This window comes from Candidatus Zixiibacteriota bacterium (assembly GCA_029860345.1).
GTDB lineage: Bacteria > Zixibacteria > MSB-5A5 > GN15 > FEB-12 > JAJRTA01.
In genome coordinates, this window is sequence record JAOUBJ010000015.1 from 57,466 (window position 1) to 75,846 (window position 18,381).

The following is an 18,381-nucleotide window of genomic DNA, read 5'->3' on the forward strand; positions in this document are numbered from 1 at the left end:
GGGTCCTTCTTCTCCTGCGAGCCACGGCGTGGGCCCGCCGTTCCGAGGTTGCTAAGCTCACCGCTCACCCCTCGACTGCGCTCGGCGTGACATGGGTGGCCCATCAGCTTGGGGTGTGTTGAACAAGCTTCTCTTGTGTGTTGCGGTGGGTCTTGCCGATTCGCACCAGCGAATTCGTGTGACCCGCCGTTCTGTCCCAAACTCAGATATAGTTTTTGCCTTTGGAGAATCACGCGAAGCGCGTGATGTCGGGTCTCTAAGAGAAGAGAGACCCGACCTACTGTTAAGAGGAGTGAGTTCCGGGCCACTCGAAGAGAAGATGGATTCCCGCCTTCGCGGGAATGACAGGGAGGGACGGGAATGACAGAGTTCGGGCGGCCGTCCCAACCCTGGTTTGGGGCGGACTGGCGGTGAGGAGCATAATCAAACAAGGCCAGCCATGCCACTCAACCACCCCCTTTCAGCTTGTCTATTCTGCACAGCGGCTTATATTGGGCCGATCATGGTAAAGCGCAGTCTTGAGTTCATTCGACAGTTTGATCGCAATTTGTGGGTGCTGGCTTTCGGTTGGCTGGTCGGCGCCATGGGTTTCTCTGCCTCAATGCCGTTTATTTCGATTTACTTCCACAGTGAATTCGATTTTTCGATGACTGAGATAGGTCTCTTCTTCGGCGTGATGACAATCGTGCGCTCACTCTGTCAGTTGATCGGGGGAGAGGTGTCCGACCGGCTACCTCGAAGTTGGATGCTGGTCTACTCGCAGCTGTTCAGGGCGGTGTCATTCGGTCTGATTGCGATATCGATTTATTTTGACTGGGGTTTCTGGGCGGTGGCGCTGTCGCTGTTAGTCTCAGTGGTTTTCGGCGCCGTGTTTCATCCGGTGGCCAATGCTCTGGTCTCGGATCTCCTGCCCCAGGAGAAACGACTTGAAGGATACGCCATCACTCGGGCCGCCGGCAACCTGGGCTGGGCGGTGGGGCCGGCCATAGGCGGCTTTCTGGTGGCTGCTTCTTACGATATCTTGTTTTCCATATCGGCCTTGATAACTTTTGTCTCGGCGGTAATCTTCTGGGCCATGCTTCGCATTCCGAAAGCGATCTCACCTCTGGACCGTTTTAGGATTTCGGATATGATCGCCATCAGAAAAGATCCCTGGCTGGCCCGCCATTCCATGCTGGTCTTTCTGCTGTACTTGGTGGTGGCGCAATTGATAGTTCCTTTCTCGGTTTATGCCGTAGAAATCACATCGGCCATCAGTAAGATGCAGTTGGGATACTTGTTTACTTTGAACGGCCTCATGGTAGTAGCTCTGCAGATTCCGATCACCCGACTTCTGGCCCGGTTCAGTCTGGCCGCCCAGATGGCCCAGGGCGCTTTTCTCTATGCCGTCGGATATAGTCTGATTGGATGGATGGTCGGGTTTGAGTATTTTGCCTTCGCTATCGTCATTGTCACTCTTGGCGAGATGGCCATGTCGCCACCTTCGTTGACGATGACCTCGCGGTTGGCGCCGGAAGGTCGTATGGGCCGTTATATGGGTATCTACAGTTTCTTTGTGGCCACCGGCTGGTCGATAGGCCCGCTCTTCGGCGGCATCGTGCTTGATTTGTTTGAATCATCACCGGCAATGGCCTGGGCCGTTATCTCCGGCGCTGCGCTGCTGTCGTGCCTCGGATATTTGTGGTGGCGAAAAGGCTTTGTTGAAAAAGTGGGATGAAACCTGGAGCGATGCATCGATCCAAAGGCCCCATAATACACATTCCGTAATCGGCACCGCTTGCCGCTGTGAAGCCCGGCTACTATCGAATGATACCGAATTTGCCTATCTGAGTACGGTCTTCGGATTCCACCACGAAATAGTACAGCCCGGTGACGGCCAGCTGCGTGTTGCGTGTTATCAGATTCCATTGGTCGTGCGAGGCGGTTGGGTCGGATGGGTCCATGTCGTGACGCAGCTCTCTTACCATGTCACCATCGAGGGTGAATATCCTGATAATGCACTTGGCCGGCAGGTTGGCAAAATGTATCCGGTGCGAACGATCTTCCGCTTCATCCCGGTCCAGACGGCTCTCCAACCCTCGGTCGACGTATCCGGCATCGATCCGATACGGATTGGGATAGACATACGCCTCCAGTCCGTCTGTAGCAACCTGGTCGGCGGAGGACAGTGCATAAGCCATCTGAGCGCCGTTTACAACCGAGGTCTCAAGGGCCGGCAGGTCGGATATGGGTGACCCGAAATCGAAGGCCGTAACGTTGACGTAATATGGTACCGTGGGCAACAACCCATCAATGACCATTTCATACTCGAAATATTTAAGTTTGCCCTCTTCGGTTAGTTCCTCCGGTTGCGCCGAGTCCGGAATAAGGCTGCTGGGGTACGGTTGGTTTGGAAAACGTTTGCGAATGGGTGTCTGGCTGCCCAGGTCGGAGACGTTATAGTCCTGGGCCTCGAAGACGAATGTCGATTCCGGGAATTGGGGGTGGGTGAAGGGGCTGGAGTGTGTGTAGATCTCCGGGTCAAACTCGGCGTCCCGGCATGAGTCGGCATAGAGACAACGTAATGAGTCAATCGTAAACGGGATATCCAGTAGCAGGTACTCACCATCGACAAAAACGAGTTTGTTGTAATCCTCCCGATCATAGGAAGCAATCATCGAGAAACTTGATGGGCGATCGTCACGTCCCAGATAGACTCGATAACCCTCAAAATCAACCACCTGCGAGAATATGTCGCGGGTTGTTTCCGAACGCAACCCGTTGAAGCGGACCACCAGGCTGCTGGGTGAAGGAGCTACGGCAATGTCCGGAGCCGGAGGCGGTCCGGCGCCCCTGAAGTCCGGCACGCCGTCACCTTCATAGAACAGAGTGTCGCAGGCGGTGTATTCGATAATAGTCAAGGTGGTGTCTTGGCCGTCGATAGTGGTGTCGACGGTTTGAATTATCGAATCGGTACAGCAGACCCTGTATTTGCCGAAATAACCGTCGTCATCGGTGTCGATTCCCGGATTGTCATAGACCCATGAAGCCCACCGAGAGTTGGCGGCCAGACCCGAAAAATCAAGCGAGGCGTAAAAAATGTCGGGTCGATTGACATCCCACAAGCCTTCGAAATTGCCGGGATCGCTGTGCACGAAGGCGCCGCCCAACCATGCGAACGACACCGGCAGTTCTTGTCCCGGATGGATGTCGAAAGGACCGAATGACAACAAGTATCTGCAGTCGTAGCCGTCGGCAATGTCTTCGGAATTCTCCGGTGGTGGAAGCCAGCCGGAAATGCTGTGATTCTGATCCACGTAATACTGGTCATAATCAAATTCTCTGTGGCTCAACAGGTAGTACTTGTTGGCATCTCCTTCCGGCGTTCCCAAACGCGCCCCCAAACTTCGCCAGGGATCTTCCGGGGTGCCTTGCATGCGCGGTCCGAAATCCCTTGTTGGATCGGAATAATCGATAATCCACCAATTGAATGAGTATTCCGGTTCCTCCGCCGGTGTGCGCACAACGCGAACGCCCACGGCATGCGGTACCGACTTTTCATCCCAGGCGCCACCGGCCGGGTCGCCGTCGTTATCGGTGTGATAAGCGACATTGATGGTGTCGACATAGTTGCAACCTTCGGGCGCCGGATAGGTACGAAGGAATCCGACCATGTCGTCGTTCCAGTGGGCGCCGTCTCGGTTGGTGGTGTGCCACACATCACCATCCAGCCAGATACCGAGATATACATCTTCCAGCAACTTGGTGTCGATATTCTCAACGCGGTAATCGAATAGAATGAAGTCATCGGCGTAGGAATAGCTCCAGGCCATGGAGCGCTGTGTAACTTTTATGCCCAGCGGCTTATGCGGTCGGCCGTCGGTATTGTCGATGGCGACATATTGATTGTCCGTCAGGGTGTCCGTATACTCGCAGATGATGTCTTCTTCGGAGCGAGCCGTGGGAGCGTAAAACTGGCTGTTGGGGTCGATAGATTCATATTTGAAATCCCCGAACGGCTTGGCGTCCGGCCAGAATTCGGTCGTTACATAGAAGTCCTCGTCACCCACCGACACCAGGGTATCACGGCCCTTGATGGCTCCTGCCCATACGGCGGCCACCCATAAATAAACCAGATTACTGTTTTTGGGGAAGATGCACGATGGTACTCCTTCGCCGGTGAGAGGGTCGAGAATTGAACTCCCGCGCGTGCCGAAGGTGCCGTTATTGGCAATGGCTAATTGGATGTTCCCGCGATTGTGCGCGGCGTACTCGACCACCGGACCGGCCGTCGAGGATGCCCCCTCCTGAGATCGTTCGTATTGACCGGTCTTGGGATTGATCTGACGTGCTTCGCCAACAGCTATAGCGAGGAGCAAAATAAAGGCCGACCAGGCAACTGCGCCGGAGCGGCCATTGAATCCGACAGACACTTTCATCGAATTGAATCTACATGATGACGGCCAGTTTGCCGATCTGGACGTCTCCGTTTGGACTCTCAATCGTCCAATAGTAGAAGCCGCTCACGATCATCTGAGTGTTGCGAGTAATCAAATCCCAGGTTTCATGCGAGGCTTTGGAATCGGTTGTAGGGTCCTTGTCGTGTTGGATCTCGCGCACCAGATCACCGTCGACGGTGAAAATACGAATCGTGCATTTGGGCGGGAGGTTTGCAAAGTTCAGAATCCTGGTACGATCGGGAGGACGGTCGTCGTCGATACGGCCTTCAAACCCGCGTTCCCTGTAGTTGCCGTCAAGTCGATATGGGTTGGGATAGATGTAGGCCTCAAGTCCTTCGCTGGCCACCCTATCGGTAGTGGACAGCGGGTAGGCGCTCTGGGCGCCTGCGGATACCGACGTCTCCAGCGAAGCCAGCCCGGATTCCGGGGAGCCGTAGTCAAAGGCGGTGACGTTCACGAAATACGAAACGGTCGGCAGGAGGCCGTCAATAATGGCTTCGTACTCAAAATATCTCAGATATCCATCAGGGGTCAACTCTTCCGGCTGGGCGGAATCGGGAATCAAGCTGCTGGGATACGGCTCATTCGGGAATCTCTTCCGAATCGGCGAACCCGGCCCATAGCTCGAGGCGTTGTAGTCCTGTCCCTCGAAAATGAATGTCGATTCCGGGTAGTCGGGGTGCTGGTAGGGACTGCTGCGTGTGTAAGATTCGGGAGTGAAGCTCATATCATCACATGAGTCGGCGTACAAACAACGCAAAGAGTCTACGGTAAAGGGAACATCAAAAAGCAAATAGATCCCTTCCTCCGGCACGAAGACCAGTTTGTTGTAATCTTCAACATCGTAGGAAGCAATGAGTCCAAAACTGGCAGCCCGCTCATCACGGGCCAGGTAGACCCGGTACCCCTCAAAGTCGACATGGCGAGAGAAGACATCTTTGGTGGTCTCCGAACGAAGGCCGTTAAACCGGACGTTGATCTGCCCGGGCGAAGGCTCCAGCCAGAAATCCGGCGCCGGCGGCGGAGCAGCTCCGCGAAAATCGGGTACGCCGTCGCCTTGATAATAAAACGTGTCTGCTTCCACACAGGGGAATACTATGCTGTCGATGGTATCCATCGCCACCGGGTCCTTCCAGAAAGTATCCGGAGGCATGGGCGGATCGTCGGCACAGCAGACGTGAAAGAGACCGGCAAAGCCGTCGTCATCAGTGTCTACACCGGGATTGTCATAAATCCAGGCGGCCCAGGTGGCGTTATTGGCCAAATCCGAGAAGTCGAGTCCTTCGTAATAAAGTCCGGGATCATCGGGCAGGTTGCCGATGTTCTCGGGGCGTTGATGCAAATCCATGCCACCTACGTATGCCAATGAAACCGGCAATGTCTGTCCGGGACGGATCGAGAATGGCCCGAAAGAAAGCAAGTACCGAGTGTCATAACCGTCGGCGAAGTCGTCAACCTGGGTCTGATTGGGGTAAAGCCACAGAGTGTCCGTGGCCTGAATACTCTTGACAAAAGCCTGGTCGTAATCGAACTCACGGTTTCCCATGAAGTTATACTTATTGACGTCTCCTTCAGGTGTTCCCAGTCCGCCAGTACCGAGGTCTCTGAAATTCTCCACGTTCTTTTGCCGCGGACCAAAATCCAGAGCGGACTGACCGTTGGAAATCCACCAGTTAAACGAAACTTCCATCTCCTCCGAAGGAGTACGCACCACCCTGGTGGCCGTAACGTGCGGGGCCGGGTTGGGGGCGCTAAAATCACCGTCGTTGTCGGCAATCCAGGCAATGTTTACGGTATCGTTGAAAACACAGTCACCGAACTCGCCCGGATAGGTGTGAAGGAAACCGCAAAGATCATCGGCATATCCGGCGGTGTTGTTGCAGTCCCAGCATACGTCGGCGTCGACATAGAGACCCATATACACTTCGTCAATGTTCTGGAAGCCGATATTCTTGATTTGGTAGTCAAAGAGCACGAAATCCTCGGCGTAGGCGTAGGACCAGGCGTATGAGGCATCAGTGATCTCAATGTTCAACGGCGTGTGCATTCGCCCAAAGTAGTCGGGGGCTATTCCGTCGGTGATTGTGTCGGTGTATACGCTGATGAAGTCCTCTTCGGATATGGCGCCTTCATAGAGCGGTGATCCCGGATTGGTGATCGAACGTTTGACCATTGCGCCGAAGGGTGGCGTATCCGGGGCCAGCTCACGCACGAACGACCAGCCATCGGCGCCGACAGATACCAGCGTATCACGCCCAACCACTGCGCCGATCCAGAAAGCGCCGGCAAACAGGTACTGGACATTGGAGCCGCGCGGGTATTCGCACGAGGCGACATTATCACCGGTGAAAACATCCCCCGGTGGGCCGGCTCGGAAGCCGGTTCCGATTGTGCCGTTGTTGTTGACGGCCAATTCCATCGCACCGATGCGATGGCCGGCTGTCTGGTGCTGCAAAACCACTGTCGATAAGTAGCTGCCGTAGCCCTTGGGATCAGCCTCGATCGCCGTGCGCGACCGGACATTGCTGCTCAAGAGCGCTATCCCGCATAAACAAAGACCAATAATTTTGATTTTCACTACCATATCACCTGTCAGTACATGAAGAGATTCACATTTCCTATCTGACGTACCAGACCGCTGATCTGTTCATAGAGAATCGACGGCCAACCAAGCCTAAAAACTAACTTAAATCGGACCGCTTTGCAAGAGCTTTCGGCAAAAAAAGTAGTCCTGAAGGCGTACTGCGCCAAGAGCGCCTTCGGCCTAAGCCCTGGTTCCCAGACCGGTGGCTAAGGGCTTGTAGAAACAAGCTTGGCTCATTGGTGGTGTTGGGCGACCCCGCCCGACACCTGCCGCCCAACCCAATGGCTGTCAGGCGACTCGCCTGACAGCCCCAGCACTATATCTTGCGGTGGGTCCTGTCCGCCGCGGCGGACGCGAGCGAATTCGTGTGACCCGCCGGCCGGTCAAGCCGGCTCTCTCTTGATTCAGCACGTGGCACACGAGCGCGCGAAGCGCGAAATACAGGCTTGCCTGTGTCGGGTCACAACCACGCCTTCGGCGCGCCCAGGACCCGACACAACATAAACGGGGTTTATCAACAAGCCCCTGAGGGCAGGGCGGCATCCCCGCGCCGAAGGTCCGCCGCAGGAGGGATGACGGCTTTATCGGCAGGTCAGAAAACAGGCCTACCCTACAGTATAGTCAATAAGAAAACCGGGCCTCACGTCTGTAAGATCGACGCTGAGACCCGGTACTACTATCTTGAAAAGCCGGGCTTCAGAATGGCTAACAGCCACAAGGTGCCGGGCCACCGCTGAACATCCAGTCGACCATGTAGACCAGATCGGCAATATCGACGGCGCCTGAGCAGTCCACATCTCCTAAGTCCATAGGAAAGGGCGGCAGACCGCTGTTGAACATGAAGTCCACCATGTAGACCAAATCAGCAATGGTGATTCCGATCTCGCCGTCCATGTCGCCACGAGACAAACACAGCTTGACCAGGCCGCCTACCGTGCGAGGGGCATAGTCCAGTATGTTGCCGTTGAATTCCGGCAGGCGAGTGGAGTAGCCGTCTATGGCTATGGTCGTGGTCTCCGTATGTTGAGCTCCGGCATCGATCTGGAAAAAGAGCCTTATTATCGGACCGGCGCCGGCCGGCAGATCGGGTGCAGTGCCCGAGGACGAGGCTTGCAGCTTGAAAGTCGTTTTCTTGGTGGACGGGCTGAAATGTACCTGACTTTGGACCTCAAAGTAGTCGGTCCGGCAGCTATCAGTCGAAAAATGATCATAAGTGAGGGCCATATCGCCATCGTACACTACCGGAACTATGATCTCATTGATCGGGATGCTGTTGCGCCCATAGACTGCGATTTCAACTATCTCGCCCGGCAATGCTTCGGCAGTATCGGCAATCATCGAGTCGGCGAGCACTTTTATATAGCTGCTCTTGGTCGATGAACGAGTTTCCTCGCCGGCCTGTATCTCAAGACTCACGTCATACATGCCGGGTCCTAAGTATGTGTGGCTGGTGGTTTGACCGGTGTCCAGATTGCCGTCGCCAAAATCCCAATCCCAGCTGTCCACAGTCAGTCCCGATGATGCTTCGAAATCAACGGCCAGCGGCGCCCAACCGATAGTGGTATCGGCCGTAAAAGAGACGCCAACCACCTGATCGCACGACCCCTGTAAGTTCGGCATGGGACCGATAAGCTTGAAGTGCGCTGCTTGTGGTGTTGAGTAGTTCATCAGAAGTTCGTGCATCTCGGTATAGTCCAGCGGTCGACCGTGGGCTTGTTTATGTATTCCCTGCAAGATGGCGCAGGCGCCGACTATGATCGGCGAAGCGCTGGAAGTACCGCCAAAGGTTGCGGTATAGTAATTCGTGGTGTCGCTGCCGTACAGGCCGCCATAGCCAAGCGTGTAGACATTGGACCCGAAACCATGGACATCGACTCGCTCTCCATAGTTGGTGAACCATTCCGGTACATGGCTCAAAGTACCAGCGCCAACCATCACGGCTCCTGAGTACCTGTAGGTGGAGTCGAAGAAATGATTGTAAATAGTTTGATCGTCGTAGTTTTCCTCGCCGTTACCGGCTGCTTCAACGACGATTCGACCCAACGCCGAGGCGTTCACGATAGCGTCGAAATTCTCCTGCCAGTATTCCATGGCCACATAGCCGGTCTGTCCGCTGACCGACTGAAAGTCGTAATGAGGACCGGGCGCGTGTAACTCGATGAGGATTATGTCACCCGCCACTGTGTTGTTGGTAGCTGTGGTCAGGGCGCTGGCGGTGGACATCGAACCGATCGAGACAGTTCCCAGATCGACATTATAAGCAATCCCGGTCATGCCGAAACTGTTGGAGTCGGCCGCCACTTCACCAAGCACAGCCGTGCCGTGATGCCACCAGCCGGGATCAAGTATCTTCGAACCGGCAATATGCCATGAATCAGTGCCGCCGTGCAAATCTTCGTGCGACTCGACCCAGTTGCCTTCGATATCGACCATTTTGACCGTTTCCCCTTTACCACCGGCAAAGCTCCAGCCATAATATGCATCCAGACCTGTGGGGGCTGGCTGCAGATACCATTGACTATATTCCCAGACCGGTGTTAGAGCGATTTTGGTCTCAATATTGGCCAGCTCCGGCTTTGGTGCAAAGTATGCTATTTCCACAATGTCCAGAGAGTTCAGCGCCCGCACCAGGTCAAGCTTATCGTCGGCGGTTGCGTTGTCGGCAATAGTCAGCCGGTAATACAGCGTTAAGTCGGGCAAAGTGTGGCCGACTCGGCGCATTCCTTCGGCCCGCAGGCGATCCAGATCCGCCTTTGCCGTTATTATATGCGGCTGGCACGATGTGCTCTTGTTGTGCGACAAGATTTCGTTATTAAGTCTATCCCACTCAGCGGTAACTCTCAGAAACCGATTGCCGTCGAATTCGGGTTGGCCGATTCCTTCGACCAACTTGAAAACAAGCTCGTTGGTGTTATCGTGGGCCGGTAGCGACTTGTAGACCGGTTTGATCGGGGTCGGCCGTTTGATCTGGGCGGCGCCGCCGGCCATTGCGTTTACTGTGAAGATTGCAACCAGTACGATTGCGATTACGGGAGAGAGGGCTAATCTTGATCTCATGTCTTTTTCCTGCGGTTAGTACGATCGTCCAAACTGTGCATTTCGCCATAAGTATAGCAATAATCTTCATTTTTGCAATGTAAAACAGGACGAGCGAGTCCGAGCAGGGTTTGTTTTTCTATCACCTAAGGGAAGCGGCTTGTTGATAAACCCACAGAGCCGTCTTTGCGAGGCGTCTCGCGTCTCGCAGGACGTGCCGTGGCAATCTCATGCCTCGACTCCGCTCGGCATGACACGTGTGCAGCAAACTGAGATTGCCGCGCTCCTCACGGCGCCTGTGCCTTTGGACGCTCACTTAATGACGGAAGGTGGAGAGTTTTCAACGCTCCCGACGGCCGGGGTCCGTCTTCTTTTATGAGGAATCCCGCTCCGCAGGATGTCGAAGTCGCGGGGATTCTGATCTGCGGTGCCACAAACCTCTGTAACCAAACACAAAAAAAGCCGACCCACGAGAGGTCGGCTTTTGGAATCAATTGTAGGCGGGTTAACTACGGCGTAGGCTTGTCGAAGGCGTCGGCAGGCACTTCGCCATTGATCACGCACTCCGAAACCACGACCTGCATGACCTTCTGACCGTCCATGGTCACCACGGTCTTCATCGGCATCTGGACGCCGTTGACGCTGGCATAGTCCGACATGGCTTCTTCGAGCATGCCTTCACCGGTCATCGACTCACCCCAGTATTTCTGCCCAACCAGATGATGATCGGCGGCGTCCAGTGCAAGCTGGCATATCGCTTCTCCGTCGGCCCCCATGATCGCGACCCAGTCAACAGCCGTTCCGGCCACCTCGCCGTCGCCGTTGTACACTGCCTGGTAATAGGGGTTGTCCGCATGGGAGAGAATATTGATAAGATTGCGGGCAACACTCTCGTCATCTTTGGCAATCTCATCGCCGGACATCTCAGCCAGTTCGCCGGTCATCGGATTGGTCTTCCATCCAACGTCACCGTTGCGAACTTCAAAGATATTTCGGCCCATCAGATTCATCTCGTTGCGATGTTTGTCGGGCAGGACTTCAATCGTCTTTACCCCGACCGGCATTTCCTGAGGACCCATGACGAGTGTCATGGTGCCCTTCTGATGCACAGATTGGACAGCTTTGAGATTGTCCAGTCCGCCTGTTGCCGCCACCGCTTGATCCAGAAGACCCTTGCCGCGTTCCAGAGACTCAGGTGTGATGACCACCTGGCTTTCCTCTACGGCGGGCGGTATGGTGATATCAAGGGTATCAACCGGGCCCAAACCCAGCGACTCCAGCGGCTCGTCGAAAGCCTCGCCGTTGCCGACCACCAGAACCATCATCGAATCCGGATGCAGGTTGCGTTTGGCTGCTTCCATAACATCTTCGGGTGTCACCTTCTCGACGCCTTCTTTTTCCTGTTGGAGGAAATCTTCGGGAAGACCATAGAAATCGTAGGTCATCATCCGCGTCACAACTTCCTGCTTGGTGTCGAAGTTGAACACGAACGAATTGAGGTATCCGTCCTTACCTTTCTGCATCTCTTCTTCCGACGGTCCGCGAGTCTGCATCGATTTGATCTGCTTAATCATCTCTTTGGCCGCTTTGACCGTGTTCTCCGGGCCGGTGGAACCGACGGCAAAGAAGTATCCGGGGTAAGCGATGTTTGAGATATAACGACCGCCTACCGAGTAAGCGAGACCCATCTGGGTGCGCACGGCATCTGTCAGGCGACTACCGAACCCTCCGCCCAAAATCGCATTCATCACGATTTTGTCGGCGTAATCGTCATCCGTCACCAAACCACCGAGGTGCCCGATACGGACATAAGACTGGGCCGCTTCCGGCTTCTCGACATAGTAGACTTTGGAGCGCCAGTTGTAATCTACTTTCGGCAGAGGCGGCACCGGTACACCGGACTGAGCCCAGTCACCGAAGTACTGATCGAGCAGGGCCATAACGGCGTCACGATCATAATCGCCGATAATGGCCATCTGCATGTTTTCAGGGGCGACATAGGCCTTGTGGAAGTTGACAAGATCGTCCCGTGCGATGGCCTCAATCGAGGCATACTCAGTGTGACGGCTGAAGGGTGAGTCCGGGCCGTAGACCAGTTTGCGCCATTCTCTGAGCGCCACGCCGCCGGGATTGTCGTTGCGTCGCGAGACTCCGGAACGTTCCTGCATCTTGGACAAGTCGATCTTGTCCTGATCGAACACCGGACGACGCAACACTTCGGCCAGCACTTCCAGCGCCAGGTCGGAGTATTCACTGAGAACGCTGATTCCGGCACTTCCCGAAATGTCGTCGATACCGACTTCGACCGAGCCGCCGATCCCTTCCAGCATCTCGTCAATCTCGTCGCCGGTCCATTTTTGAGTACCGCCGGTGCGCATGGTTGAACCGCAGATAGAGGCCAGACCTACTTTGTCGAACGGATCAAGATAGCTACCGACGTTCATGCGAACTCGGACATTGAACAGCGGCAACGATTTGTCTTCGAGGAAGTACAATCGAATACCGTTGTCCAGCGTTACCTTCTCTGTCTGAGGTATCTCCAGCTTGTTCAGCTTGGGGAATTTCAGTTTGTCGACATCCTGCGCCCAAACTCCCGATGCCACAAGGATCAGCAGGAAGGCGCCAAGGATTACTGTTAGGGCAAGTTTCCTGGTTTTCATTTTGTGCTCCCTGCTAACCTTCAACCGTATTCAGTTTGGCGATGGTCCTGTTTTCTGTTGTGAAATACTCTTTGGCCACGCGTTGTATGTCTTCCGGTGTGACGCTGTTGATCCGGTCGAGTTCCTTGAACATGTCTCGCCAGGATCCCCAGGCATTCTCGAAGTAGGCCAACTGGCTGGCCATGCCCAAATTGTTGCGCAGACCTCGCACGAATCCGGCTTTGGCCCGCGCTTTGATTTTGTCTACTTCCTCAACCGGGATCAATTCTTCTTTCAACCGTTCGATTTCGGCAAATACCTGCTCTTCACATTCTTCGTTGGTGTGGTCGGTAGCCGGCATAACGTATGCGAAGGCCAGGCAGGGATATTTGTTCCCCGGCCAGCCGGCAAAGACGCCGACGTTGGAGGCGATTTTCTTCTCCTTGACAAGGTTCTTGTACAACAGCGAAGTTCGACCGGAACCAAGATAGTCGGCGATAGCTTCTATCACCGGCCAGTCAGGATGGGTTCCCTGCGGCACATGGTAGGCCACGGCAAAGAGTGGTTGTGCCGGATCACCCAGCGTTACAGTTTTCTCACCTTTTTGCTGCGGCTCAATTGTGGCCACCGGTTCGGGTTTGTCGCCGTATGGAATGCGGCCCCAGTATTTCTTGGCCAGCTTGAAAACTTCTTTCGGATTCACATCGCCGACAATAGCCAGAATCATGTTCGAAGGAATGTAATACCTGGCGTAAAAATCGGCCGCCGTCTTGCGGTTGTAGTTTTTGATATCGGACATGTGACCGACAATCGAGATGCCATACGGATGGGCCGAGAAAGCGGTCGAGGCCATGGCATCGATGGTGCGCATGATCGGGTTGTTCTCCAGCACCTGCAACCGTTCTTCGGTGATGACATTTCGCTCACGATACATCTGGCGCAACACCGGATTGATAAACCGCTCCGACTCCATCATCATCCACAGTTCGAGTTTATTGGAGGGAAGACTGATGATGTACGATGTTTGGTCCTTACCGGTCCCGGCGTTGATACCGGTGCCGCCCTCTTTTTCCAGAATGTGATCGAAAGCGTTGTCAACGGCATACTCGTTGGCGGCATCGATAGCATCGTCGAAGGCCTGCTGTAGTTCGGCCAGTCGCGCCGAATCGGCCAGGAGGCCCTTCTTTTTTTCTGCTCGCAGCAGCGCCCAGATCGAGTCTTCAACGGCCATAGCTTTCAGCTCGGCGTCCAGGTCGGTAGTGCCAAGGGTGGTGGTTCCTTTGAAAGCCATGTGCTCAAACATGTGAGCCATACCGGTGTATTCTTTGGGATCGTCGACACCGCCGACATTCACAAAGGTCACAAACGAGGCCACCGGGGCTTCATGGCGCTCCATTACGATGATTTTCAGGCCATTGTCGAGGGTGTGTTCGGAGACCGTTTCTTCCAGTATGGAAAAATCGAATCCAAACGCTGTTGTTGCCAGCAGCATCACACCGACAATAGTAAACAGCCTTACGGAATTCCCTTTCATAGAATCCTCCGAGATCGAATTATGGTTAGCATTTGTTTTCAACTGCATGCGAATAAAAGACCAGTAGCACCGGTTGTCAAGTCCGGTGTTGGAATTGGGGGAGAGGCCGTCTCCCGCACATTTGGGTAGCCATAATACCACAGCAGGTTAAACGGATTTGTGTGGTATATGTTTCAGGCCGGGGGATACATTGCCATTGGTTGCCACGACTGCTCATCGAAGCCTGGAAACAGGATGTTTTTGGGTGAACTTGTACTTGACAGGCGAGTCTATAATCCGTATGCTGCTGGTGGACGAAGATTAGGAATCCACAATCTTGCATTTCACAACACGCCGGATTCCTACAGCATGAAAACAATAATCCCGGAGCGCATGTTTATACGTGCAATAGCCACTGTTCCGTGGTGGGACGGTGGGGTCTGAGGATGCTCCTGATGGAATCTGTTGCGGCTTCTATTTGAGGCTATGCGGTGGATGAGAAAGGAGGGGAGTCAAACAGAGTTTGTGATAATGGGCACACCGCCATACGCAGTGCAGCCGGTGGGCATCGGGCTAGGATGCCGGCCAAGGACCTAAACAGACAAAGCTGTCCCCTTATTGCCGAGACGGCGACAAGATGTAGAGTCAATCTTGCCGAGAACCTATTGGACAGGGAACGTTCGTTTCATGATCCCGCAACGACTGGAGGATACAGTGACTGAAGAGAGTGACCGCAAACAATGTTGGAGGTTCATCCGATCAACCAATAGGCGCCATGCAGCCCTTCCGATCATGATGGTCTTACTTAGTCTGCTGGCTATTGTTTTGTTCAGCGATGGGGCGCACACGGAGAATTCACCGGACCCAGGCCAAGAGGTTTCGGCGGATCGTGATCACGGAGGTGAAGAGGCCTTCACAGGATTCACTGTCAACCACGAGTCCAGGTTTTTTCATCGAAGACTGTTCAATTTCTTCCGCAATCTATTCCGTCAGATTCGAAACATTTTTCGGGAGTTTGTCGACTTCCTGGAAGATATCCTGGGAGAGATTCTGGGTTGGCTTAAGACCTGCTTCAATGCCCTTATCGGCCAGCATGTCCGGGCTCGCGCCGTCGGGCTTGTTGGGGCGCCGGCAGTCAATGATGGAACATTCAATGATGTGATGCTGGCCCGGATTCGAGCGGCCGACAGAATCTGGTCAGGGGAGGCACGGATAAATATCGAACCTGCATTGAACGTGTTCCACCGGCGATACCCGACCATGGCCGATCCTGTTGGCCTATATGGCCAACCCGGTGATATTCTCAATCCCGATGATGCCGTCGATCGACTCGACTTTCTCTACACTATGCTGTTGGCCGACTTGTTGACCACCAGCGCTACTTGGCCACAGGGGCCGATTACGGTGCACTGCAGGGATTTTATCGATCACAACGGTGCCCACTCCGAGCACATCGGCTGGGCTATCATCGGCAACCCGTTGGCGCCTTGGAGCGCAGTCGTCGACCCGGCCACGATCCTCACCGTGTATGGAAATCAGACCGAGGCCGACGCAGCAGAACGGACGATCTATGCCCACGAATTGGGACACACTTTCTCGCTGCCTGATTTGGATAATGAACCGGATAACCTCATGCAAGGACAAATCGAGGGAGGGGATCATCTGGACAGGGGGCAGCGCAACAGGGCGAAGAAGTACCAGTTTGGAACCAATTGGATCAGGAATTTCTTCGGTTCTGTCCTGACTTGCCTGGGCTTCAAGGACGGCAATGACCTGCCACGCGATATCTACAGGGGTCGTTTTTTCGATGAACTATTCGAGCCCGACTCGTTGTACGAGGGTGCGCCGCAGATCAACATTTTGGTGGTTTCGCTGGTGCAGCGTTCCGACAGCGGCAATTTCTTTGAGATTATCGTTCCGGAATTGCCGGATAATCTGAACACAACCACCAGTTATTTCTTCATGCTCGACAACGATGAAGATACCCTAACCGGCGGCGACCCGTCAGGGCTCGGTCTCAGCGGAGCGCCGACTGTGGCGGGCATCGAGATCGTTGGAATGGTGGGTATCGACATTAACGGAACAGTCAACAGTGCGGAAGCCAGGATATGGCGATGGGAGGACGGTCCGGGATTCCAGGAGATTACAGATGCCAGTTGCAGTAGTAGTATCTCTACCATCTACGCCGTCGGCGCCCGCAAGGATGGTACTGCCGATACGGTCAAGTTCATGGAACGCGTTCTCTTGAGAACTGATTCGCTGCTGGCCGATACGAGTGGGGTCATTATGAAGGCCGCTTCGTGGGATCAGGCCACCGGCTTGACTGATACGACTCACTCGGAAATCCTGACCTTTGATGACGCCAGCACCCCGAAAGTAACGGTCGATCCCGAAATTACTTGTGCCGGCGGTAAGATAACACTCGAAGTGGATTACATGCTTCCCGAATCGAGACTCACGCTGAGCATCGAGGACGCTTCCGTCGACATTGGAGACGTGTACACCGATACATCCGGCCACGCAGTATTCACGGCTCACATACCCGATACAGCCGAGGCCGGATTCAACTCCATTACGGTGGGCCACGACACGACCGGTATCAGGGCAACCACCGTCGTCCTGGTCGAAATCGGGTTTTCAATGCGCATAGAGAAAACGCACAGCACTATCCAGGGTCAAATCGAGACGGTTGACGTTGTCATGGAGAGGTCAGGCGACGACTTTGCCGCCTTCGACCTGCTCATTGCCTATGATGCCTCGGCCATGAACTTCCAGTCAGCCACGCCGGGAGCCGCTCTCTACGACAGTTGCGGTTGGGAGTACTTCACGTATCGTACAGGTCCCTTCGGCAACTGTGGTGACGCCTGTCCCAGCGGCATGATTAGATTGGTTGGTTTGGCTGAAACCAACAATGGTCCCAACCACCCGCAATGTTTCTCTCCTGACAGCAGTATGGACGAGGACGGGGTGGTCATAGCAACGCTTGACTTTCTAGTGTCGAACGACCGTACGCTGGAGTGTCAGTACGCTCCCATAAGGTTCTACTGGATGGATTGCGGCGACAACTTGATCTCAAGCGTGACCGGTGATACTGCTTTCGTAACGGCCAAGATATATGACTATGACAGTACCATGGTGTGGAACGAACTGAGACGGGATATCTATCCCGAGGACAACCGTCCATTCGGTGTGGGCACGCCGGATTCATGCGTGGTCGGCGACGGCGAAGACAAGCCTGGCCCCAAACGATGTGTCAGTTTTCGCCACGGCGGCATCGACATTGTCTGTGCCGACTCGATCGATGATCGCGGTGACATCAACCTCAACGGTGTGGTCAACGAAGTGGCCGACGCCGTGCTCTACAGCAATTACTTCGTGCATGGTATCTCCGTCTTCAACGTCAACATCGACGGACAGATCGCGGCCTCCGATGTTAACGCCGATGGTATCACACTGTCGGTAGCCGATCTGGTCTACCAGATTCGCATCATCACCGGCGATGCCCCGCCGTATCCTAAACTCTCCCCGGAACCGGCCAAGGCCGATCTTGCAAACGGTGTGCTGTCGGTCGATGGCGAGATGGGTGCAGCCTATGTCGTTGTGCAGAGTTCCATCACGCCGCATCTGTTGGCTGAGTCGATGGAGATGAAGTACAACTACGACGCCGATCATGACCTGACCCGTATACTCGTTTACAGCATGGAGAAGGATCGACGGTTCTCAGGTGGCTTCCTCGGCGGTATCGACGGCAACGTCATGACTTTGGAGATGGCCACCTACGAGGGCAGACCAGTGACGACCAAACTGGTGCCGGATGAGTTCGCGTTGTATCCCAGTTACCCGAACCCGTTCAACCCAGTCGCGACGATATCGTTCGCGTTGGCATCATCGGTGGACTATGAACTTGTTATCTATAACAGTCTCGGTCAGACGGTGAAGACCTTCAGCGACCATTCCGGTCCCGGCCTTGAGCGGATCGACTGGAACGCCTCAGGCTTTGCCAGTGGTGTTTATTTCTACCGACTGACAGCGGGTGACTTCACCGACACCAGGAAGATGGTGCTGCTGAAATAGAAGGACTTTCTGGACGAGAGGGAGTCCCTTGAAGTCAGATCTCCGTGAGGTCAGGTCTCTATGAGAAGAGAGGCCTGACCTACAAGACTGGCTTCG

At 54.6% G+C, this 18,381-nt stretch carries 7 protein-coding genes; 2 read left to right on the top strand and 5 right to left on the bottom strand.

Going from position 1 to position 18,381, the window contains the following annotated elements:
• The first annotated feature begins 502 nt into the window (after positions 1–502).
• Entirely contained in the window at positions 503–1,717 is a 1,215-nt protein-coding gene (locus OEV49_14310; protein ID MDH3892247.1) for an MFS transporter, read from the top strand.
• A gap of 82 nt (positions 1,718–1,799) precedes the next feature.
• On the opposite strand, the gene OEV49_14315 is transcribed toward OEV49_14310, so the two are convergent.
• From OEV49_14315 to OEV49_14335, 5 genes are all read right to left on the bottom strand, one after another.
• On the bottom strand, positions 1,800–4,418 hold the full coding sequence (locus OEV49_14315) for a hypothetical protein (protein MDH3892248.1): 2,619 nt from the start codon (positions 4,416–4,418) through the stop codon (positions 1,800–1,802).
• A 10-nt stretch (positions 4,419–4,428) separates the two neighbouring features.
• Positions 4,429–7,017, bottom strand: coding sequence for a hypothetical protein (locus OEV49_14320; protein ID MDH3892249.1), 2,589 nt, complete (start codon positions 7,015–7,017; stop codon positions 4,429–4,431).
• A 711-nt stretch (positions 7,018–7,728) separates the two neighbouring features.
• Entirely contained in the window at positions 7,729–10,080 is a 2,352-nt protein-coding gene (locus OEV49_14325; GenBank protein ID MDH3892250.1) for a S8 family serine peptidase, read from the bottom strand.
• Positions 10,081–10,568: 488 nt separating this feature from the next.
• A complete protein-coding gene (locus OEV49_14330; GenBank protein MDH3892251.1) occupies positions 10,569–12,719 on the bottom strand; it encodes an insulinase family protein in 2,151 nt (716 codons plus the stop codon).
• Positions 12,720–12,732: 13 nt separating this feature from the next.
• Positions 12,733–14,232, bottom strand: coding sequence for an insulinase family protein (locus tag OEV49_14335; GenBank protein ID MDH3892252.1), 1,500 nt, complete (start codon positions 14,230–14,232; stop codon positions 12,733–12,735).
• Positions 14,233–14,925: 693 nt separating this feature from the next.
• On the opposite strand from OEV49_14335, the gene OEV49_14340 reads away from it, so the two are divergent.
• Positions 14,926–18,285: a T9SS type A sorting domain-containing protein gene (locus OEV49_14340; protein MDH3892253.1), complete on the top strand. Its 3,360-nt coding sequence runs from the start codon at positions 14,926–14,928 to the stop codon at positions 18,283–18,285.
• Positions 18,286–18,381 lie beyond the last annotated feature (96 nt).